The following is a 20369-nucleotide window of genomic DNA, read 5'->3' as shown; positions in this document are numbered from 1 at the left end:
CCTCCGGCCCTCGGGGCCACCTCCCCCAGAGGGGGAGGAGCTTTGTTCACGCCCAGCCACTTCCGCACGAGATCCGGATCATCCACCGTCGCCGACAAGCCCACCCGCCGCATCCTCGGCGCGAACGCCTGCAGGCGCGACAGGCCCAGGGCCAGCAGATCGCCCCGCTTGGACGGCCAGATCGCGTGGGCCTCGTCGATGATCACGCAGGCGAGGTCGGAAAAGTATTCGCGCGCGCCCTCCCAGGCGCAGAACAGGGCCAGCTGCTCGGGCGTGGTCAGAAGGATGTCGGGCGGGCGCACCCGCTGGCGGGCCTTACGCGCTTCGCCGGTGTCGCCGGTGCGGCTCTCGGCCACGATGGGCAGGCCCATCTCGCGGATGGGAGTCAGCAGGTTGCGCTCGACGTCGACGGCCAGGGCCTTCAGCGGCGAGATGTAGAGCGTGTGGACGCCGGCCGGCGTGTTGCGCGGCGCCCGTTCGGAAAGCTCGATCAGGCTGGGCAGGAAGCCGGCCAGGGTCTTGCCGCCACCCGTGGGCGCGATCAGCAGGGCGCCGCGTCCCTGGCGGGCCTTCTCCAGCATGGCCAGCTGATGCTCGCGCGGCGTCCAGCCGCGCGCGGCGAACCAGGCTTGGAACTTGGGGGGAAGAGCGACCGCCGCGGACATTGTCGGCGATATAGCATGTTCCCTTTCTGTTTCATCCGCCTTTTGCGCGCCTGTCGGGCGAGTCCGGTTGCGCGCACGCGGCCTTGCGATTGTCTGGCTTGACGACCCGATCGCCGGTGCGACGATCGCGGTCTGGTGGGAAGGTTATGCGTATCAGACCCGTGCCCGTGCTGCTCTGTCTGGCGCTCGCGTTCGGCGGCGGCGGCGTCGCCCGAGCCGACGACGAGGCGGCCGAGGCCAGGGCGAGCTTCGAGGCGACGTTGCGCCAAGCCCAGCATGGCGACGCGGGGCGTTATGTCGATCTGGCGATGCTTTATCTGCGCGGCGAGGGCGTGGCGCGCGACGTGCCGCAGGCCCTGGCCTGGCTGCGCAAGGGCGTGGCGGGCGGCGACACCGACGCCATGGTTGAACTCGGCAACATCTATTTCGACGGCGACGACGGCGTGCCGGCCGACCGGCGGGCGGCGCTGAAACTCTATGCCCAGGCCGCTCGACTGGGCGATCCCAACGGCATGTACAATATCGGCGTCGTCCACGAGGGCGGCGGCGGGATTCCCGAGAACCCGCGCCTGGCCTCGGCCTGGTACCTGAAAGCCGCGGCCGCCGGCTCGTCGCGCGGGGCCTATAGCGCCGGCGAATCCTATCTGAACGGCTATGGCGTGCGGACCGACCTGGCCAAGGGCGTCCAGATGCTGCGGCGGGCCATCGAAATGGGCTCGCCGGACGCGATGAACGCCATGGGCGGCCTGCACGCGAAGGGGACCGGCGTGCGGCGCGACCCCGCCGAGGCGCTGAAGTTCTATACCGCCGCAGCGGCGAACGATCTGCCGGCGGGGATGTCGAACCTCGGGGTCGTTCATCACAACGGCGAAGGCGTGCCGGTCAACTATACCCAGGCGATCCACTGGTTCCAGCTGGCCGCCGACAGGGGGTATCTCGAGGCTTGGTACGACCTGGGCGTGATGGTCGAGCGCGGGCAGGGGATCCGCGCCGACGACGATCTGGCGCTCGTCCTGTATCGCCGCGCCGCCGAGAGCAAGGACACGGACCTGCGCCAAAGGGCCCAGAAGGCGATCGATCGCCTCGAGGGCGTCGACGAGGACGAGACGCCGATCGGCTGAGGCTTTGACAGCGGGGCGTCGGACCGCCACATCTGCGGTCGACGGACCACGAGGCGGATTTGATCGGACTGGCCCTTGCCCTGGCGCTGCACGTGGCGGCGCCCGCGAACGAGACCCTGGCGGACCTGACGCGCCGCGCCCGCGCCGGCGACGTTACGGCCTATGACCCCCTGGCGATGCGTTATCTGGACGGATCAGACGCGGATTACGACGTCGAGAAGGCCCTGCGCTGGCTGCGGGCGGGCGCGGCGGCGGGGGACCCCGCCAGCATGGTCGATCTCGGCGATCTCTATTTCGAGGGCGAGGGGGTGGACGAGAGCGTGCCGCGAGCGGCCAAGCTCTATCGCGCCGCGGCCGCCAAGGGCTATGCCCGCGCCTATGATCGGGTGGGTCTGATCTATGCCGACGGCGACGCCACGCCCGAGGCGCTGGCCGAGGCCGTCCGGTGGTTCCGCCGCGCCGCCGCCGCCGCGGATCCCGAGGGCATGTACGACCTGGCCAAGGCCTATCAGGCGGGCAAGGGCGTGGCTGAGGACAAGGGCCAAGCCGCGGCCTGGATGCGCAAGGCCGCCGACGCCGGCTTCGTCGACGCGATCAACGATCTTGGCGACTACTATTCGGAAGGCTACGGCGTCGCCAAGGATCCCCTGAAGGCGTTGGCGCGCTACAAGGAAGCGGCCGCGCTGGGCTCGGCGATCGCGATGTCGAACCTGGCCCTGGTCTATCACGACGGAGAGGGCGTGCCCGTCGACTTCGCGCAGGCGCTGAAATGGTACAAGGCCGCCGCCAACGCCGGCGACACCAGCGCCTATTACGATCTCGGCCGGATGTACGAGGCTGGCGAGGGCGTGCCCGCCAACAAGCGCGCGGCCCTGGCGCTGTATCGCAAGACCGCCGACGATCCCGACGCCGAGCTTCGGCAAGAGGCCGAGGACGCCGCCGACCGGCTGGAGGACGAACTGGCCAACGCCCGTCCCGTGGCCTGACGTTCCCATTCTGTTTCGCGCGGGATTTTGCTAACAGACTCCCGTGACTGTCTCTCCGCCCACTCTGGATCTCGCCCCAGCGCTCGTCGTGCTGCCCGGGCCGCGCGCGGGCGTGGCCGATGGGGCGGGCGAGGGGCGGATGCTGCGCGCGCCGGACGCCCGCGACCTCTTCGAGCACGGGCCGGTGCTGGTGGCCCACGCGGCGATGACGGCGCGACGCCTGAACCTGGCGCCGCCGTCGCGCGGCCCCCGCTTGTTCGACGTGCTGGAGCTCTACGCCTTCGTGCGACCGGCCGGGTTCTGCGCGCCCTCGGCGGTGGGCCTGGCCATGGCCCTGGGCCTGCGGGAGCCGCATGGGGCCGCCGAGCAGGCCCTAAGCCTGCGGGAAAGCGCCAACGCGCTGCTGCGCGAGCTGGCCCTGACGCCGGTCCCCTCGCGCGAGGAGGCCCTGGCCGTGGCCGAGACCCTGGCCAAGGCCGGCTGGTCCTGGGGCGCCTGGGTGATCGGCGCGCTGCGCTCGGTTCCGGCCGGGAATCAGTTCCGAGGCTCGGGCCTCGACGTCTGGGCGCGCCTTGCCGAGTGGGAGGATCAGGCGCCGCCGGGCGAGGCCGGGTCGCGGCCGATCGATCCCGAGCGCGCCGGCGAGCGCCTGGCCGAGCTGCTCCAGCGCTCGGGCCTGGAAGAGGTGCGCGAGGCCCAGGCGACCTTCGCCCGCGAGGCGGCGTTCGCCTTCCAGCCGCGCGAGCGCGAGGGCGAGCCGCGCATGATGCTGGCCGAGGCCGGCACCGGCGTCGGCAAGACCCTGGGCTATCTGGCGCCGGCGTCGCTGTGGGCCGAGGCCAATGGCCCCTCGGTCTGGGTCAGCACCTACACCCGCGCGCTGCAGCGCCAGATCGAGCGCGAGAGCCGCTCGATCTATCCCGACCTCAAGGAGCGGGCCCGCAAGGCCGTGGTCCGCAAGGGGCGCGAGAACTATCTGTGCCTGCTGAACTTCCAGGAGCAGATCAACGGCGCGCAGCTGGGCAATGGCGACCTGATCGGCCTGGCGCTGACGGCGCGGTGGGCGCGGGCCAGCCGCGACGGCGACATGACCGGCGGCGACTTCCCGGCCTGGCTGCCGACGTTGTCGGCCGTGCCGCCGTCGGCTCAGGCCAGTCCGCAGAACCTGGTCGACCGGCGCGGCGAGTGCATCCACGCCGGCTGCCAGCACTACCGCATCTGCTTCATCGAGAAGGCCGTGCGAGCCTCCAAGCGCGCCGACCTCGTGATCGCCAACCACGCTCTGGTCCTGACCCAGGCCGCCTTCGACGGCGCGCGGACGGCGCGGGGACTGAAGGGCGACAACGAGACCACCAGCCTCAAGCGCATCGTCTTCGACGAAGGCCACCACCTGTTCGAGGCCGCCGACAGCGCCTTCTCGGCCGCGCTTTCGGGCGCCGAGGCGGCCGAGCTGCGGCGCTGGATCCGAGGGCCGGAAGGGCGCGGTCGGCGCGGGCGCGGACTGGAGGCGCGGCTGCTCGACATCCTCGGCGACCGCGAAGGCGCGCGCCAGGCGATGGGCCAGGCCATCCATGCCGCCGCCGCCTTGCCGGGGGAGGGCTGGTCGGGCCGGGTCGCGCCGCCCGACGGCCAGATCAACCCGATCGGACCGATCGAGAACTTCCTGGTGGCGGTGATCGAACAACTGCGCGCCCGCACCAGCGAGCGGGGCGGCCAGGATCTGGGCCTGCAGTGCGACGCGCGGCCGGCCACCGACCTCGTCCGCGAGCGCGCGCCCGAGGCCGCCAAGGCCCTGGCGTCGATCGAGGCCCCGCTGCTGGCCCTGGCCCGCGCTCTGGAAGACGTGCTGGACGAGGAGGCCGACCACCTGGCGCCGTCCGAGCGGGCGCGGATCGAGGGGGCGCTGCGCGGCCTCGACCGCCGCGCGCGCATGACCCTGCCGGCCTGGCGCTCGATCCTGAAGGCGATCGAGGACGACGACATCGACCCCAGCGAGAGCGATCCGGACTTCGTCGACTGGTTCGAGGCGACCTTCCTCTACGGGCGCGTCGTCGACGCCGCCTGCCGCCGCCATTGGGTGGACCCGACCGAGCCGCTGAGGGCGGCGGTGCTGTCGCCGGCCCACGGGGTGCTGGTGACCAGCGCCACCCTGGTCGATCCGGCGCTGGAGGATCCTTTCGCCCTGGCCGAGATGCGCACCGGCGCCGCCCGCCTGCCGTCCGCGCCCAAGGTCCTGCGGCTGGTCTCGCCGTTTGACTACCAGAACAACGCCCGCGCCTTCGTGGTCACCGACGTCAACAAGGAAGATCCGCGCCAGGTTTCGGCCGCCATGCGCGAGCTGTTCCTGGCCGCCGGGGGCGGGGGGCTTGGCCTGTTCACCGCCATCCGCCGCCTGAAGGCGGTGCACGAGCGGATCGCCGCGCCGCTGGCCGACCAGGGTCTGGCGCTTTACGCCCAGCACGTCGATCCGCTGGAGGTCGGGGCTCTGGTCGATATCTTCCGGGCCGAGGAGGACGCCTGCCTGCTGGGCACCGACGCCATCCGCGACGGCGTCGACGTGCCGGGCCGATCCTTGCGCCTGCTGGTCTTCGACCGCGTGCCCTGGCCGCGCCCGGACGTGCTGCACAAGGCCCGAAGGCTGCGCTTCGGCGGCAAGGGCTATGACGACGCCGTGGCCCGCGCCCGCATCAGTCAGGCGTTCGGCCGGCTGATCCGCCGCGCCGACGACCGGGGCGTGTTCGTGATGCTGGACGCCGCCGCGCCCACGCGCCTGTTCTCGAGCCTGCCGGAAGGCGTGACGATCGAGCGGGTGGGACTTGTTGACGCGATCGAGGCCACCGCCGCATTTTTGTCGAAGACGTCGCCATAAGCGCGCTCAGCTTGTCTGGGGAAGCCTTGTTGAACCGTCTCGCCGCATCCGTCCTGATGGCCGTCGCGCTCATCGCCACCGGCGCCCGCGCCGACGAGTTCGTTCGCGCCGATTGCCGCAACGTCGTCGCCCCGAGCGCCAGTCTCCATTACGACTCGCCCGAGCACGCCCTGTGGTATCGCCGGTTCTGGACCGGCAGCTGCGAGCACTTGCCGCTGCTTTGCCTGCCGGGTTCGCCGAACTGGAACGAGATCGTCGGCAAGCTGCTGGCGCGCGGCGGGCCGGACGAGCGGCAAGCCCTGCTGCCCAAGGCCTGCCGGCTGGGTCAGCTGATCGGCCTGGAATGGTCGCGCGACAAGAAGGTCAAGCACATCACCACCGGCGATCTGCGGACCTTCAACAGTCTGCTCGACGCCTCGGGGGACGCGCTGCGTGGGGTGGATCAGGTCGACGCCAAGGCGCGGGCGATGACGACGCCGCGCTAGAGTCTGCCCCAAGCGACTTCGATCGGACTCATAGTCGTCGAATTTCCGCAACCGAAGACGCCTAGACAGCGGCCCTGGGGGCGTCAGTTGCAGGAGCGTTTTGATGACCCCGACGACAGCCGACCTCGCGATCGATGAAACCGCCGCGCCGTCCCGGGCGCGCTCGGCCCGAGCCTTCGTGCAAGCCGTGCGTTGGCGCACCGGGTTGTCCCAGAGGGCGTTCGCCCAGGCCTTTCATATCGACCTTGACCTTCTCCGCGCGCTGGAGCAGGGCGAGACGCGCCCCGAGGCCGCCCTGATCGCTTACCTGCGGGTCATCGATCACGCGCCTGAAACAGTAGTTGAGATACTGGATCAGATTCCCAGTTGATCACCCAGGGTAGCGGTAACCTGGTCGCCGTTCGGGCTGTCAGGCAACTGTCGTGGGTTTAATCAAATCTTAACCTGACAGCTTTTGTTCATGCGGCGGTATGCCACAATGACTGTCTCTTATTTACCTAACAACATTGCTTAAGAGAAGATTCACGCCGTTCGGCGACGGATCGCTCATGCTGCGCCGTTGAAGCTCTACAACGGCGCTCAACCAGCGGAGGTCGCATGCCTCACCGGATCTTCTTCTTCCACAATCCCAAGGCGGGCGGCACGTCCGTCGTCGACGCGCTCAGCGGGCTTTTCCCGCGCGAGCGACGCTGCCCGCGCATCGAGAACGACGCGACCGAGCACAGGCTTCGCGACGGCCGATACGAGATGTTCCGAGGCTACGACTTCTATGCCGGCCACTATGGCTTCGACATCTATCGCGGCGTCGGCGAGCGCATTCCGGCGGTGACCAATTTTCGCTGGCCCGTCGACCGCGTGGTGTCGCTCTACCGATACTTCCGCCACATGGTCGAGATCAGCGACGACCAAGCCCGGGATCCTCGCTTCCAGGCCGTCGCGCTGTCGAAGCGTCTGTCGCTGGACGACTTCGTCACCTGCGACGAGCCGGCCGTGCGGCTTCACACCTGCGACCATCACTTCCGGCAACTGACCGGGTCCGGCTGGTCCGACGAACGGCTCCAGACTCTCGACGAGGCGCGAGGCCTGCTCGATCGGATGGCCTGGTTCTATGTCTGCGAGCATCCGGACGAGTCCATGGTCTGGGCCCGTTCGGCCTTCGCCGGGCGCCTGCCGGACGTGGCGCGGCTGAACGTCACGCGTCCGGCCGAGCCGGGCGAGGACCTGCTGGGGCGCGCCGCGCACCGCCGCCTGATCCTGCAAAATCAGAACGACATCTCGATCTATCAGCACGCCCTGGATCGGCTGATGGCGGAGAATCTGCCCGAGCGGCGTCAACTCCGCGCCTGAGATCGTCCCGGCGGGGCGTGCTGCGACAGCGAGACGCGTTGCGGGCGGCGTCGTGTTCGGCGAAATGAGCGTCGTCGGCTTCTGAGGCGACGCCGCCGCGCTCGACGCCAGCGCGACCGACGCCGTCCTGTTGGGGAACAGGACGACGCCCCCGGACCCCGGTTCGGGGGCGTTTTCATGCGCGCTCGCCCAATGTGACGCCTGACTGAGCGTGTGTCGCATGCCGTTCGGCGAACGCTGGGCGCGTGCGGCGAGCGGTCGCATGGCGGCCTTGTTCATGTTTCGTAAAGATTTGACCCATGGGGACGACGAGAAACGACCATCTCACGGAGGCCGAGCGGCTCGAGCGACAGGCCGAGATCGCCGACAACGCGCATGCGCGCGCGGCCCTGCTGCGCATGGCGCGGGCTTCGCGCGGCGCCGCGGCGCTGGTGGGACTGTTCGAGTCCTCGCGCGAGGACGCCCAACCAGGGCTGCCCCTCTAGCGGTCTTCGCTGGCCCGACCGAGACAGACGGCCACGCAACGCCTGGCCAGTTCCTCGGTCGCGTCGAGGAACGGCACCGGCAGGTCGTCGGCCGTCAGCACCAGAGGCACCTCCGTGCAGCCGGCCACGATGGCTCGCGCGCCCTTGCCGACCAGTCGAAGGGCCAGGGCCGCCATGGTCTCGCGGGACGCCTGACCAAGATCTCCGCGCTTGATGCGGTAGAGCAGGGCCATGAACTCGATCTGCTCGTGGTCGTCCAGCATCACGACCTCAAGGCCCAGATGGGAGAACCGCTCGCGATAGAGACCCAGCGCCAAGCTGGTGCCGAGCACCCCGACCGTGGTCGCTCCCCGGGCTTGGGCGGCCAGGCCGGCTGTCGCCAGCATGTCGACGAGCGGCAGGCCCGAGGCGCGGACCTCTTCGGCATAGGCGTGGGCGGTGTTGCAGGCGATGGCCAACACCTGGGCCCCGCCGTCGCGCAGGCCGCGCGCCATCGCCGCCAGCACCGGACCAGGGTCGGACGTCGAGACGTTGCGGTCCGGGACCTTGGGATTGATGTCGACCAGCACGCGCAGATGGTCCTGCTCGCGCTGAACCGGCGTGGCGGCCTGCAGCTTGGCCAGGAAATCCAAGGTGGCGGCCGGACCCATGCCGCCCAGGACGCCTAGAACCTTGCTCATCGCCTTGCTCCTCAGGCCAGGGCCGGCTCCAGCACGCTCTGATAGCCGAACAGGCCCTGAGCGCCGCCGGTGTGCAGGAAGACCACGCGCTCGCCCTTGAACGCGCCCTTGCGGGCCTGGTCGATCAGCCCCTTCATCGCCTTGCCGGAATAGACGGGATCCAGCAGCAGGCCCTCGGTGCGGGCGGCCAGGGCCAGGGCGTCGATCACGCCCTGATCGACCAGGCCGTAGCCTTCGCCGACATAGTCGCAGTCGGCCACGACCATCTCGCGCTTCACGCGGCCGGCCGCGCCGATCATCTCGGCGGTGGCGACGGCGAGGTTGAAGACGTTCTCTTCCTGCTTGGGCTTGGGCGCGCGCACGCCGAAGCCGAGGATCGGGATGTCGACCGACAGCGCCGCGAAGCCGGCGACGAGGCCCGCATGGGTGCCGGCGCTGCCGGTGGCCGTGACCAGGCGGTCGATCCTCAGGTCCATCTGGTCGGCCTGAACCACCAGCTCGCGGGCGCAGTCGACATAGCCCAGGGCGCCGATGGTGTTGGAGCCGCCGCCGGGGATCACGTAGGGCTTGCCGCCGCGCTGGCGGACGCTTTCGGCGGTGACCTCCAGCTCGGCGACCATGTCGCTGCCGCCGAGGACATAGCGGATCGCCGCGCCCATCAGCTTGTCCAGCAGCACGTTGCCATTGCCCATGTAGTCGCCGGCCTTCGAGCCGGTGCGCTCTTCCAGGATCACCTCGGTGGCGAGGCCGAAGCGGGCCCCGGCGGCGATGGTCTGGCGGACGTGGTTGGACTGCACCGCGCCCTGGGTCACCAGGGTGTCGGCGCCCTGTTTCAGGGCCTCGCCGAGCAGGAACTCCAGCTTGCGGGTCTTGTTGCCGCCGCCCGCCAGGCCGGTGCAGTCGTCGCGCTTGACCCAGAGGTCGATGCCCAGGGCGGCGCCCAGGCGGGGCAGGGGCTCCAGAGGCGTCGGCAGGTGGGCGAAGCGGGCGCGGGGGAAGCGGGCGAGATGCATGCGAACGGATCCTCGAACGACTCGCGGCCTGTCCTAGCACGCCGCGCCGGGCTTGGGTGTTTCGCCGCCGCGAAGGCGATGAGACGCGCGGCGGAAAGTGATATCATGCCGCCATGAAAGATCGGCGCGCGGACTCCGCGTCCGGCGCCCGGGGAGGAAAACCATGCGCGCGTTTTCTTTGGCCGTTTGCGCGGTCCTTGCGCTGGGCGGCGCCCACGCCGTCGCGGGTGATTTGGTGATCGGGAGCGGCTCGGCTCAGGAATGCTCCGACGCCGCGCAGAAGGGACGGTCGGACAACAGATCGGTCCTGGCCTGCACGACGGCGCTGGAGGTCGAAACCCTGAATTTCCGCGACCGCGCCCGCACCTTCGTCAATCGGGGCGTGCTGCAGATGCGCCAGCGTCAGTTCGCGGCGGCGCGGGCCGATTTCGACCAGGCCAACACCATCGATCCGAACCTGGGCGAGGCCTATGTGAATCGCGGCGCGACCTTCGTCGGCGAGTCCCGCTACCAGGAGGGCGTCCAGCAGATCGACAAGGGGCTGGCGCTCGGCGTGAAGGAGCCGGAGAAGGCGTTCTTCAATCGCGGCCTGGCCAACGAGGGGCTCGGCGATCTGAAGGCCGCCTACAAGGACTATTCGCGGGCGGCGGAACTGAAGCCGGACTGGCCGGCGCCAAAGACCGAGCTCGCGCGTTTCACGGTCAAGCGGCCCTGACGTCCGGCGTCGTCGGCCGCGGCGTTCCGGGAGTTTTCGATGACGCGCGCGGCGCTTTTGTTCACGGTCAGCCTCGCGGCGCTGGGCGGCGCCGCCCAGGCCCAGGACCTGCGCGACCTTCAGGCCCGAAACGCCGCCGCCCAGGCGATCGAGGACGCGCGGCGCGACCTGCTGTCCAGCCAGATCGAGATGTCCAACGCCAACGAGCGGGCGCGGACCCAGCTGATCCTGCGCGATCTGAACGACCAGCGGGCGGGCGCGCCGGCGACGCCTTCCGCGCCCGCGCTCAGGCCGCTCGAAGACCCGGCCCGTGGCGACGCGGCGTTGTCGTCCTCTATGGACCGCCTGGAGCGCTTGACGCAGGATGCCTTGGCCGAGAGCAACGCGCGGATGCGCGCGATCCGGCCCGCCAGTGAGCCGAAGCCAGTCAAACCAAGGTCTTGAGAGGTCCAATGGAGTGGGAAGACGGGCGCCGATCGGGCAATATCGAGGACCGGCGCGGTCTGGGACCGGTCGGCATCGCCGGCGGCGGTGTTGGCGCGGTGGTGCTGGCGGCGATCGGCTATTTCGTGTTCGGCATCGACCCGCGCGCGACGCTCCAGGCGACGCAGAGCCTGCAACGGCCCGCTCAGCAGGAAGGCGTGCGGGGACAGGTCAGCGATCGCGACGGCCAGTTCGTCGACGTCATCGAGACCTCCAACCGAGAGGTCTGGACGCCGGTGCTGCGCCAGGAAGGCGTCGAATATCGGCCGCCCCAGGCCATCGTGCTCTATAATCAGGCCACGGGCACCGGTTGCGGCACGGGCCAGTCGGCCATGGGGCCGTTCTACTGCCCGGCCGACCAGAAGGTCTATCTGGACCTGTCGTTCTGGCGGGAGCTGGAAGGCCGCTTCGGGGCCAAGGGCGACTTCGCCCGGGCCTATGTCATCAGCCATGAGATCGGCCACCACGTGCAGCACCTGATGGGCGCCGACCAGCAGGCCCGGCGGCTGGGCGCGCGCGGCGCAGAAAGCGGCTCGGTGCGGCTGGAACTGCAGGCCGACTGCTACGCCGGCGTCTGGGCGGCCCACGCGGGCGAGGCCTCGGGCGGCCGGATCGCGATCGACCGCGCCGACATCGAGGACGGCCTGGGCGCCGCCGCCGCGGTGGGCGACGACACCCTCCAGAAGCAGACCCAGGGCCAGGTCGTGCCCGACAGCTTCACCCATGGGACGAGCGCGCAACGCATGCGCTGGTTCACGCGCGGCTACGACCAGGGCGACCCCAGCGCGTGCGACACGTTCTCGGCGGGGCGGCTTTAGCCAGCCTTGCCCTAGCTAGGCTTTTGCGGCGTCGGCGCCCGCTCGCTGATCGATTTGCTGACGCTGGCCCAGATATTCTCGGCGAATACCGCCCCGATGAAACAGGCTAGGAGGAGGCCGGTGGGACTTGTTTGTCCCCCTTCGGTGAAAATTTTAACTCCGGCCTTGCCGGCCAGGAACACGGTGAAGGCCGCGCCGAGGCCGGAGACGAGCACTTTGGCCGGGGCTCCAGAGACGACGTACTCATGCACTTCTTCTCCGGCGGCGTTGTAGCTCGTTCGGTCGACCACAAAGTTGCTTCTGTCGTCGAGCGCGCGCCGCTCCAGCGCCGCGACCTCCTTGTCGGCGACCGAGGCCAACGTGGTGGCTTCCTGCTCTTCTTCCTTCGCCTGTTCCAGCGCCTTCGTCAGCGCCTCCAGAGGCTGTTCGGCTGCCTGAGCGTTCGTGAGCGCCTGCTGAGCGGCGATCCGAGCCTTGATTTTTTGGTCCAACGCGCCTCGCGCGGCCTTTTTCTTCAGCTTCGCCGCCGCGAAGTCCGCCTCCGTGACCGTGGCCTGGTCGGGGCGTCCCAGCATTCGGATCGCCGCCCCGAAGAGGCCGAACCCGACAAGCCCGACGATGAGCACCGCGGAGTCCGAAATGTCGGTCATCCATCCGTAGAGCACATCGTTGACCCGTCCGCGGCAAGCGAAACAGTCGGCGATGGGCTTGTCCTCCCGTCCTGCGGCGGTCGCCTGTTCGGCGTTGACTGACGGCGCGTCTACCGCCTGCGCGGCCGATGCCGTGGGCGAACTCAGGGGGCAGGTTTTGTTGCACAGGACCGGGGAGGGGGGCTTGGGCAGCTTATCAGGCCCCAAGGCCTCGGAGGATTGCCGGCATCGGTCGGTCACGAGGCCGGCGAGATTAGGTTCGAGCGCGACCGGGCTCTGGTCGCCAAAGCCCGCCTCAATATCGCTGAGGCCGATCAGACAGGGCCTGATCGTCGCGCGGAATCGTAAGATTTTGGCGCGATAGTCCGCCGCCACCGCGGCGGCGTGGTCGGCGAATTGGTCTGCGGTCGCAAAGCGCTTGAAAGCGGTCGCCTGTTGCAGGGCCAGGGCTTCGTACTCCGCCCTCCAGGCCTCCAGACGAGTCGTCGCGCCGCGCGCGTCGGTCACCGCGTTCTGTACGCTGACGAGCCGCGGGATATAGTCGGCGGGGAGGGGGGGAGTGGTCGTCCTCTTTACGCTCCTGTTGCTGGGGTGTTCGAACGCGTAGCGGGAGACCTGCAGCCGCGTCGCGATCTTGTCTAGGTTCACGGCCGAACCCGGCGCGGCGTCCATCGCTGCGGCGCCAGCCTCCTTCAACTGGGTCTGAACGGCCGAGATTTCTGTGCCTTTGGAGTCCAGACCCAGCCGCAGCAAAGCCCCCAGCGAAAAGTACGTCGCCGGCACCAGGATGGCCGCATAGAGGCAGAGGGCCAGCCACTTCGGATAGTTCATCAACGGCGGTCGGAGCGGCCCTCCGTCCTTGGGCGGCGACATCGCGTCGTAGGATTGCGTAAGCGCTCTCGTCAGGAATAGAATGGACGAGAATACAATGAGAAACCAAACCCACGCGGCGCCATCAATATTTGTTTGTAAAACGGCTGTCCCGATCGACCGGGATACCCACCCAAATATCTCCCTATTCGCGATGTTCCCCGCTGTATTGGCCGTAAGACTGTGGTTTTGAATCTGTGAATTGAGATCCTCGGCGAGTTGAGGCGTGATGACCAGCGCCGCGTAGCCGAGCACGTTCAGGGTGTTGGCTGTCGCCGCCACGACGGGGGGCGAGGCGAGGGCCGCGAGCATGAGGGCCAGAACCACCGACGCGGAGCGCGCCCCCAAGCCCCGAGCCCCGGGGTCCGCGCGACGGCCTATAAGGTTCTTCGAGAAATCGAAGGCGGCCACGGCGACCACGGCCAGGCCGGTCGTGAGCACGACCCAAACGCCGAGCAAGCGCGCGCCCGCATCCCATCCGAAAAACATCAGCGCGACGCCGGTCAGGCCAATGAGCACGACGAGGATCGAGCGCCATCGCCGCAACGCTCCCAAGACCGCGATGTTGACAAGCTCCTCAGCGGTCATCGCCCGTCGCGTTTCGCCGCCCCCCATCACCCCCTCCTGGTGTTCGCATATCGACGTTCTTTGTACACTTAATCCACTAAGTGTGTTTTGTAACTATGCTTGCTTAGATTGTTTTTGGCGCGCGCCCTTGACCCCCGCGTCAACGCGCCTAGTGTCCGAGCTCTGTTCACCGGGGGGCCGCGCGCGCGGCTGAGATTGGGCTTTCGCCCTGACCCGTAGAACCTGATCCGGGTCATGCCGGCGAAGGGAGGGAACGCGGACGGGAGCGAGCGTCTCGTCCGTAAGACCGACTTAAGCACGACACGTCCGGGTCTCCTCGAAACCGCAGGAGCGCCCGATTTGAATATCCAGACCACCATCAAGGCCGTGGCCGAGACGATCTCGACGGGGCCGATCCCTGGATCGCGCAAGGTCTACCAGGCCGGCGAGCTCTTCCCCGAGCTGCGCGTGCCGTTCCGCGAGGTGGCCGTTCATCCCAGCGCCAACGAGCCGCCGGTGACGATCTACGACCCGTCGGGCCCCTATACCGACCCGGCCGTGGCCGTCGACATCGAGAAGGGCCTGCCGCGCTCGCGCGAGGCTCTGGTCCTGGCGCGCGGCGATGTCGAGGTCGTCGCCGATCCGCGCCAGGTGAAGCCCGAGGACAACGGCTTCGCCCAGGGCAAGCACCTGGCGCCCGAGTTCCCCGACACCGGCCGCAAGATCTATCGCGCCAAGCCGGGCAAGCTGGTCACCCAGCTGGAATACGCCCGCGCCGGGATCATCACCGCCGAGATGGAATATGTCGCCATCCGCGAGAATCTGCGCCGCGAGCAGACCCGCCCGTGCGTGCGCGACGGCGAGGACTTCGGCGCCTCGATCCCCGACTTCGTGACCCCGGAGTTCGTCCGGCAGGAGGTGGCCCGCGGCCGCGCCATCATTCCGGCCAACATCAACCACGGCGAGCTGGAGCCGATGGCGATCGGCCGCAATTTCCTGGTCAAGATCAACGCCAATATCGGCAATTCGGCGGTGCTCTCCACCGTGGCCGACGAGGTCGACAAGCTGGTCTGGGCCACGCGGTGGGGCGCCGACACGGTCATGGACCTGTCGACCGGCCGCAACATCCACAACATCCGCGACTGGATCATCCGCAATTCCAGCGTGCCGATCGGCACGGTGCCGATCTACCAGGCGCTGGAGAAGGTCAACGGCGTGGCCGAGGACCTGAACTGGGAGGTCTTCCGCGACACCCTGATCGAGCAGTGCGAGCAGGGCGTCGACTATTTCACGATCCACGCCGGCGTGCGCCTGCCCTTCATCCCGATGACCGCCAAGCGCGTCACCGGCATCGTCTCGCGCGGCGGCTCGATCATGGCTAAGTGGTGCCTGGCGCACCACAAGGAGAACTTCCTCTACGAGCGCTTCGAGGACATCTGCGAGATCATGCGCGCCTATGACGTGTCGTTCTCGCTGGGCGATGGCCTGCGTCCCGGCTCGACCGCCGACGCCAATGACGAAGCCCAGTTCTCGGAACTGCGCACCCTGGGCGAGCTGACCAAGGTGGCCTGGAGCCACGGCGTCCAGGTGATGATCGAGGGGCCGGGCCACGTGGCCATGCACAAGATCAAGGCCAACATGGACGAGCAGCTCAAGCACTGCCACGAGGCCCCGTTCTACACCCTCGGCCCGTTGACCACCGACATCGCGCCTGGCTACGACCACATCACCTCGGCCATCGGGGCGGCGATGATCGGCTGGTTCGGCACGGCGATGCTCTGTTACGTCACGCCCAAGGAGCACCTGGGCCTGCCGGACCGCGACGACGTCAAGACCGGCGTCATCACCTACAAGCTGGCCGCCCACGCCGCCGACCTCGCCAAGGGCCATCCTGGCGCGGCGATGTGGGACGACGCGATCAGCCGCGCACGGTTCGAATTCCGCTGGGAGGACCAGTTCAATCTGGGCCTCGATCCCGAGACCGCCCGCAAGTTCCATGACGAGACCCTGCCGAAGGAAGCGCACAAGACCGCCCACTTCTGCTCGATGTGCGGACCCAAGTTCTGCTCTATGAAGATCAGCCAGGAGGTCCGCGACTTCGCGGCCGGCAAGGCGCCCAACAGCGCCGAGCTGGGCATGGCCGAGATGAGCGAGAAGTTCCGCGAGCAGGGCTCGGAAATCTATCTGAAAACGGAGTCGTGATGCTGACCGTGATGATGTTCCTGGCCGGGCTGCAAGCCGCCCCGGCCGCCGCCGATCCGCTGGCTCCGGCCCGCGCCGGCAAGCTGCAATGCCATGCGCCCAACGCGGCGACGAAGTCGTGTCGCTCGCTGGCGACCTACGCCTTCGCCGCCGACGGCACGATCTCCAACAAGGCCGAGGTGCTGCTGGCGCCGCAGATGGGCCTGATCATGACCGTGACCTCGTCGGTGGCTGTGAAGAACGGCGCGGTGTGCGGCGCTCTGCCGACGTTCGACCAGGCGACGTTCGTGATGAACGGCCAGCCGGCCGACGAACCGACGACCCAGGCGATCCGCCAGCAGCTTGGCCAAGCCATGGCCCCGATGGTCGGCAAGGAGATCTGCACGACCTACAAGCCCGACGGCGACGGCTTCACTGCCGAGGCCACGATGGGCGGCCAGCCCGCGCCCGGCGGCGCTCAGAAGGTGATCTGGGTGGCCCCGACGGACGGCTACAAGGTCGCCCCCTGACGCTTGGACATGGGGTAGGCGATTTCACTGGCGCGGCGGCGGGGACAGCCTCACCGTCGCGGCCATGAAACGCTTGAGTCTCCTCGCGGCCGTCGCCGCTCTTTCGTTCTACGCCCCCGCCATGGCGGAAAGTCCGTTCTGGCCCGTCCAGGCCAAGGGCGGCCCGGTCGCCGCCGAGCTGAACGGCGTCTGGAAGTCGCGCGGCTATGGCTGGATCGTCCAGTTCGGACCGGACGGCCCGAAGCTGTTCCAGACCGCCGGCGGCGCCTGCTACGCCGATCCGCGCGCCGAGGGCGACCCGGACGGGACGTTCGGCGTCTGGCGGGCCGAGGGGGCGGGCGTCGTCAGCCTCGCGGGCGACCCGGCCGGTACGCGCTACATCTTCGACAAGCTGCCCGCTCTGCCGGCCGCTTGCGCGGCCTCGGGCGCCTGGACGCCGGATCGCATCGTCGCCTTCACGGCCGACACCTTCGCCGAGCTTTATCCCAGGTCCGCCGAGCGCGGGCTGGACTGGAAGGCGCGCCGCGCCGCCGCCCTGGCCCAGGTGTCGCCCAGCGCCACGGACGCCCAGCTCTGGGCGGCGCTGTCGGGCCTGATCGCCGGGCTGGACGACCCGCACGTCGAGCTGCACGGCGCCGTCGGCGGCCAGGCGCGCGACCTGGAGCCGGGCGAGTCGGCCACCCTGACCCGGGTCCGCGCCGCCGATCCCCAGGGCGGGGAGAAGGCCTGGCTGCAAGCCTATCGCGAAGGGATCCTGACCGACGTCCTGCAGGGGCGCGGGCGGCAGGCGGCCAATAACCGGATCTTCTGGGGACGGGTCGACGACATCGGCTATCTGAACCTCGTCACCATGGGCGCCTTCGCCAGGACCGCCGCGCCAGACGATCCGCGCCCGCTCGACGCGGTTCTGGACGAGGCCCTGGCGGCTTTCGCCGGCGCCAAGGCGGTGATCGTCGACGTCAGCAACAATCGCGGCGGCTACGACACGCTGAGCCTGCGCGTCGCGGCCCGCTTCGTCGACCAGCCCCGCGCGGCCTATTCGAAGGTCGCGGTCGGCGCCAAGGCCGCGCCCCAGGCGGTTCGCGTGGAGCCCGCCAGTGGTCCGCGCTTCACCGGTCCGGTCTGGCTGGTGACCAGCGACATCACCGTCAGCGCGGCCGAGACCTTCACGCTGATGATGAAGGCCTCGCCGAACGTCAGGCAGGTGGGGACGACCACGCGCGGGGCGTTCTCGGACCAGCTCGCCAAGCCGCTGCCGAACGGCTGGCTGCTGGCGCTGCCCGCCGAGCTCTATAAGGGGCCGACGGGCGAGGATCTGGAGGGCAGGGGCCTTGCGCCCGACACGCCGCTGACCCTCTATCCCGCCGACGATCTTTCCGGGGGGCACGCCAAGGCGATCAAGGCCTTGATCGCGACGCTGCGCGCCAAGCCCTAGGCGGAACGCGTCTGAGTTGTGTACGACTCGCACTCGAATGGTCGGCGACAGGGTCGGCCGCTAAAGCGACCCCGGCCCGCGAGCGCGTCGCCGTCATTGTTTCCAAGTTGAAACACCATTGCGACGGGCGTACGCGGGGCGCGGAAATGTGACGACATTTCAACGCTTACGGACATATCGCGGCCCAGCGAGACACACCAGTGTGCGCTTTATGCTGCATTGCGGTTTCTTAATTCCAGAGGGCGTTGCGGTGAAGGTCGCGGGCTCGTAAGGAGCGGCAACTCTGCGTTGGCGCCTTTGGCGCCGGCGTTTCCACAACCCGTCTTTTCGTGGGCTTCATGACCCTTCCGACCGTGCTTCTCTACGGCCTGGCCGCCGCCGCGTTCGATCCGACCACGGCGCCGCCGCCGGCCGCGCCCGCCGCCGTGGTCGAGGACGATCAGGCCAAGTCGCAGAAGGACGACGGTCCCAACGAGGTCGAGGGCCTGACCATCCAGGCCACCCCGCGCGGCAAGGTCGAGGGGACGATCCAGCCCGATCTCGAGCTCAAGGAAGACGAGATCAAGAGCTTCGGGGCCAGCAGCATCGGCGAGTTGCTGACCCTGGTCTCGCCTCAGACGACCAGCACGCGCGGCCGCGACTCCAGCGGCGGCCCCGTGCTGTTGATCAACGGCCGCCGCATCTCGGGCTTCCAGGAGATCCAGGGGATTCCGCCCGAGGCGATCGAGCGCTTCCAGATCCTGCCCGAGGAAGTCGCGCTCAGCTACGGCTACAAGGCCGACCAGCGGGTCGTGAACATCATCCTGAAGAAGAACTACAACGCGCTGCAGACCCAGGCCGCCGTGACGGTGGCCACGGACGGCGGGCGCGTCAACGGCGGCGGCGGCGGCAATCGGGTCCGCATCGACGGCGACAAGCGCTGGAACGTCGACGTCCAGCTGTCGCACGATCCCTATCTGCTGGAGACCGACCGCAACATCGTCCGCTCGCCCAACGGCCAACCCTTCGATCTGCGCGGCAACGTCACCGGCCTGGCCGGCGGCGAGATCGATCCGGCCCTGTCGGCCCTGAAGGGTGGGCTCGTGACCTTCGCCGGCGTGCCGAGCGCGGCGGCTGGCGGCAAGGCGGCCCTCTCCGACTTCGGCCCGCTGGCCGGACGCTACAACACCGGCGACCTGACGGCCGACCGGTCCCTGATCTCCCGATCCGACCGCGCCACCCTGCGCGGCGCGGTCACTCGCGACCTGAACAAGCAGACCCAGCTGACGCTGAGCGGCAATCTCGAGGACACCAAGACCCAGTCGCTGCTGGGCCTGCCGGGCGTGACCTTCACCCTGCCCACGGGCAGCCCGTTCTCGCCGTTCGCAAAGCCGGTCACCGGCTATCGCTATATCGACGCCCCCAGCGCGCTGGCGCGTGACGTCGACACGCTGCGCACCCAGGTCAGCATGGCCGCCAACGGCCGCGTCATGGACTGGCGCTGGAGCCTGACCGGCGACTACGACCGCACCAAGACCGACACCACCACCGGGCGGGGTCTCGACGCCTCGGCCTTCCAGGCGGCGGTGGCGGCCGGCGACCCCACGGTCAATCCGTTCGGGGCGATCTCCTCGAACCTCTATAAGCGCGTCGCCGACGATACCGCTCATTCGGTCTCGACCTCCGCCAGCGCCGAGCTCGTGCTGAACGGCAACCTCTTCATGTTGCCGGCGGGCGGCCTGCAGACGACCCTGAAGCTGGGCGCCAACAGCAAGGGGCTGGACTCTCAGACCGTCCGCTCCGGCGTCTCCACCTCGCGCAGCATCACGCGCACCACGGAGAGCGTGCAGAGCAGCTTCAACCTGCCGATCACCAGCACGCGCGGCGACTTCCTGCCCAAGCTCGGCGAGCTGTCGGTGAACTTCAACGCCGGCTACGACGATCTGTCGGACCTGGGCGGTCTGAAGACCCTGGGCGGCGGTCTGAACTGGTCGCCGATCAAGCCGGTGAGTTTCATCGTCAGCTACACCGACGAGGAAGGCGCGCCGACGACGAACCAGATCAACGACCCGGTGATCGTCACGCCCAACGTTTCGGTGTTCGACTTCACGACCGGTCAGACGGTGATCATCACCCGCACGGACGGCGGCAACGCCAACCTGCTGAACGACGACCGACAGGTCACGAAGTTCGGGGTGAACTACAAGCCGTTCGAGAAGACCGAGTTCACGATCAACGCCACCTATACGCGCTCGCAGATCCGCAACGCGATCGCGTCGTTCCCGGCGATCACGCCGGACCTGGAGCGGGCCTTCCCGGAACGCTTCACGCGTGACGCCGCCGGACGGTTGCTGTCGATCGACGCCCGGCCGGTCAACTTCGCCAGCGCCGACAGCGAGAGCATCCGCTGGGGCTTCAACCTGTTCAAGGCGGTCGGCAAGGCCGCGCCGGCCGATCCGTTCGGCTTCGGCGGCCCGGGCGGCGGCGGTC

18 protein-coding genes and 1 riboswitch are annotated in these 20369 nt (G+C 68.9%); of the genes, 14 read left to right on the top strand and 4 right to left on the bottom strand.

Annotated features, from left to right (window positions below; all coding sequences use genetic code 11):
* The coding region (locus Q0V34_RS18815) for a DEAD/DEAH box helicase (RefSeq protein WP_297515267.1) at positions 1 to 665 on the bottom strand (665 nt) is incomplete at its 3' end.
* Between the two features lie 146 nt (positions 666 to 811).
* On the opposite strand from Q0V34_RS18815, the gene Q0V34_RS18810 reads away from it, so the two are divergent.
* The 7 genes from Q0V34_RS18810 to Q0V34_RS18780 all read left to right on the top strand — a co-directional run bounded on the left by Q0V34_RS18810 (position 812) and on the right by Q0V34_RS18780 (position 7958).
* A complete protein-coding gene (locus tag Q0V34_RS18810; RefSeq protein ID WP_297515265.1) occupies positions 812 to 1786 on the top strand; it encodes a tetratricopeptide repeat protein in 975 nt (324 codons plus the stop codon).
* Positions 1787 to 1845: 59 nt separating this feature from the next.
* A complete protein-coding gene (locus tag Q0V34_RS18805) occupies positions 1846 to 2772 on the top strand; it encodes a tetratricopeptide repeat protein (protein ID WP_297515261.1) in 927 nt (308 codons plus the stop codon).
* 43 nt (positions 2773 to 2815) lie between these two features.
* Positions 2816 to 5641 (top strand): ATP-dependent DNA helicase, encoded by a 2826-nt coding sequence (locus Q0V34_RS18800; protein WP_297515258.1) that lies wholly within the window; start codon positions 2816 to 2818, stop codon positions 5639 to 5641.
* 29 nt (positions 5642 to 5670) lie between these two features.
* A complete protein-coding gene (locus Q0V34_RS18795) occupies positions 5671 to 6126 on the top strand; it encodes a hypothetical protein (RefSeq protein ID WP_297515255.1) in 456 nt (151 codons plus the stop codon).
* Positions 6127 to 6229: 103 nt separating this feature from the next.
* On the top strand, positions 6230 to 6496 hold the full coding sequence (locus Q0V34_RS18790; protein WP_297515252.1) for a DNA-binding transcriptional regulator: 267 nt from the start codon (positions 6230 to 6232) through the stop codon (positions 6494 to 6496).
* A 227-nt stretch (positions 6497 to 6723) separates the two neighbouring features.
* Positions 6724 to 7473, top strand: a complete 750-nt coding sequence (locus Q0V34_RS18785; RefSeq protein ID WP_297515250.1) for a hypothetical protein — start codon at positions 6724 to 6726, stop codon at positions 7471 to 7473.
* Between the two features lie 299 nt (positions 7474 to 7772).
* Positions 7773 to 7958 carry a hypothetical protein gene (locus tag Q0V34_RS18780; RefSeq protein WP_297515247.1) on the top strand — a complete coding sequence of 62 codons (186 nt, stop codon included), beginning with the start codon at positions 7773 to 7775 and terminating at the stop codon, positions 7956 to 7958.
* Here Q0V34_RS18780 and Q0V34_RS18775 read toward each other — a convergent pair.
* Together Q0V34_RS18775 and Q0V34_RS18770 are read right to left on the bottom strand one after the other, a co-directional pair.
* Positions 7955 to 8638: an aspartate/glutamate racemase family protein gene (locus tag Q0V34_RS18775; RefSeq protein WP_297515243.1), complete on the bottom strand. Its 684-nt coding sequence runs from the start codon at positions 8636 to 8638 to the stop codon at positions 7955 to 7957. The two genes, Q0V34_RS18780 and Q0V34_RS18775, sit on opposite strands and share 4 nt — an antisense overlap.
* Positions 8639 to 8649: 11 nt before the next feature.
* Positions 8650 to 9651 carry a D-cysteine desulfhydrase gene (locus Q0V34_RS18770; protein WP_297515240.1) on the bottom strand — a complete coding sequence of 334 codons (1002 nt, stop codon included), beginning with the start codon at positions 9649 to 9651 and terminating at the stop codon, positions 8650 to 8652.
* A gap of 163 nt (positions 9652 to 9814) precedes the next feature.
* On the opposite strand from Q0V34_RS18770, the gene Q0V34_RS18765 reads away from it, so the two are divergent.
* The 3 genes from Q0V34_RS18765 to Q0V34_RS18755 are packed head-to-tail and all read left to right on the top strand — an operon-like array spanning position 9815 to position 11667.
* Positions 9815 to 10366 (top strand): tetratricopeptide repeat protein, encoded by a 552-nt coding sequence (locus tag Q0V34_RS18765; RefSeq protein WP_297515237.1) that lies wholly within the window; start codon positions 9815 to 9817, stop codon positions 10364 to 10366.
* 39 nt (positions 10367 to 10405) lie between these two features.
* Positions 10406 to 10810: a hypothetical protein gene (locus tag Q0V34_RS18760; RefSeq protein WP_297515234.1), complete on the top strand. Its 405-nt coding sequence runs from the start codon at positions 10406 to 10408 to the stop codon at positions 10808 to 10810.
* A gap of 8 nt (positions 10811 to 10818) precedes the next feature.
* Positions 10819 to 11667: a neutral zinc metallopeptidase gene (locus Q0V34_RS18755; protein ID WP_297515231.1), complete on the top strand. Its 849-nt coding sequence runs from the start codon at positions 10819 to 10821 to the stop codon at positions 11665 to 11667.
* Positions 11668 to 11678: 11 nt separating this feature from the next.
* Here Q0V34_RS18755 and Q0V34_RS18750 read toward each other — a convergent pair whose 3' ends face one another.
* Positions 11679 to 13775, bottom strand: coding sequence for a hypothetical protein (locus Q0V34_RS18750; RefSeq protein ID WP_297515228.1), 2097 nt, complete (start codon positions 13773 to 13775; stop codon positions 11679 to 11681).
* 160 nt (positions 13776 to 13935) lie between these two features.
* Positions 13936 to 14041: riboswitch (TPP riboswitch) on the top strand.
* A 73-nt stretch (positions 14042 to 14114) separates the two neighbouring features.
* Between Q0V34_RS18750 and thiC the strand changes: the two genes are divergently transcribed.
* The 4 genes from thiC to Q0V34_RS18730 all read left to right on the top strand — a co-directional run.
* Positions 14115 to 15956, top strand: coding sequence for a phosphomethylpyrimidine synthase ThiC (gene thiC, locus Q0V34_RS18745; RefSeq protein ID WP_297515225.1), 1842 nt, complete (start codon positions 14115 to 14117; stop codon positions 15954 to 15956).
* Positions 15956 to 16465, top strand: coding sequence for a hypothetical protein (locus Q0V34_RS18740; protein WP_297515222.1), 510 nt, complete (start codon positions 15956 to 15958; stop codon positions 16463 to 16465). Before thiC ends, Q0V34_RS18740 begins: the two co-directional genes overlap by 1 nt.
* A gap of 64 nt (positions 16466 to 16529) precedes the next feature.
* On the top strand, positions 16530 to 17900 hold the full coding sequence (locus Q0V34_RS18735) for a S41 family peptidase (protein ID WP_297515219.1): 1371 nt from the start codon (positions 16530 to 16532) through the stop codon (positions 17898 to 17900).
* 338 nt (positions 17901 to 18238) lie between these two features.
* A partial coding sequence (locus Q0V34_RS18730; protein WP_297515217.1) for a Plug domain-containing protein occupies positions 18239 to 20369 on the top strand: 2131 nt, incomplete at its 3' end.

This window comes from uncultured Caulobacter sp. (assembly GCF_947036865.1).
Lineage (GTDB): Bacteria > Pseudomonadota > Alphaproteobacteria > Caulobacterales > Caulobacteraceae > Caulobacter.
The sequence above is the reverse complement of the archived record's forward strand: the minus strand, read 5'-3'. Positions and strand labels throughout refer to the sequence as shown.

Coding starts and splice junctions, on each gene's coding strand:
- Q0V34_RS18810 (WP_297515265.1), top strand. CDS start 812: ATGCGTATCAGACCCGTGCCCGTGCTGCTCTGTCTGGCGCTCGCGTTC.
- Q0V34_RS18790 (WP_297515252.1), top strand. CDS start 6,230: ATGACCCCGACGACAGCCGACCTCGCGATCGATGAAACCGCCGCGCCG.
- Q0V34_RS18785 (WP_297515250.1), top strand. CDS start 6,724: ATGCCTCACCGGATCTTCTTCTTCCACAATCCCAAGGCGGGCGGCACG.
- Q0V34_RS18780 (WP_297515247.1), top strand. CDS start 7,773: ATGGGGACGACGAGAAACGACCATCTCACGGAGGCCGAGCGGCTCGAG.
- Q0V34_RS18775 (WP_297515243.1), bottom strand. CDS start 8,638: ATGAGCAAGGTTCTAGGCGTCCTGGGCGGCATGGGTCCGGCCGCCACC.
- Q0V34_RS18770 (WP_297515240.1), bottom strand. CDS start 9,651: ATGCATCTCGCCCGCTTCCCCCGCGCCCGCTTCGCCCACCTGCCGACG.
- Q0V34_RS18765 (WP_297515237.1), top strand. CDS start 9,815: ATGCGCGCGTTTTCTTTGGCCGTTTGCGCGGTCCTTGCGCTGGGCGGC.
- Q0V34_RS18760 (WP_297515234.1), top strand. CDS start 10,406: ATGACGCGCGCGGCGCTTTTGTTCACGGTCAGCCTCGCGGCGCTGGGC.
- Q0V34_RS18755 (WP_297515231.1), top strand. CDS start 10,819: ATGGAGTGGGAAGACGGGCGCCGATCGGGCAATATCGAGGACCGGCGC.
- Q0V34_RS18750 (WP_297515228.1), bottom strand. CDS start 13,775: ATGACCGCTGAGGAGCTTGTCAACATCGCGGTCTTGGGAGCGTTGCGG.
- Q0V34_RS18740 (WP_297515222.1), top strand. CDS start 15,956: ATGCTGACCGTGATGATGTTCCTGGCCGGGCTGCAAGCCGCCCCGGCC.
- Q0V34_RS18735 (WP_297515219.1), top strand. CDS start 16,530: ATGAAACGCTTGAGTCTCCTCGCGGCCGTCGCCGCTCTTTCGTTCTAC.